The organism is Shigella sp. FC1967, from assembly GCF_001743005.1.
In the GTDB taxonomy this organism is placed as follows: Bacteria; Pseudomonadota; Gammaproteobacteria; order Enterobacterales; family Enterobacteriaceae; genus Proteus.
Window position 1 is genome coordinate 1 of record NZ_MIIZ01000340.1, and the last position, 237, is coordinate 237.

Genomic DNA, 237 nt, shown 5'->3' on the forward strand with positions numbered 1-237 from the left:
CTATTTGACGGACAGATGATCGCTCAACTGCGTGATGCATTTGACTCCGCTGCGGCAAAAACTTGAATGCGAAATTATTGAGATGGACGGAGAGCCTGACCATGTGCATCTGCTGGTTGCTTACCCGCCAAAAACTGGCGGTCAGTGTGATGGTCAACAATCTGAAATCAGTATCGTCGCGCCTGCTGCGCCAGCAAAACACACATTTACGGACGCAAAGTAAAACGGGACTTTTGT

General features: G+C 48.9%; 1 pseudogene. It reads left to right on the forward strand.

Features of this window, described 5'->3' with window-relative positions:
• Window positions 1–237: pseudogene (gene tnpA, locus BHE89_RS03060) on the forward strand (IS200/IS605 family transposase); the annotation flags it as partial.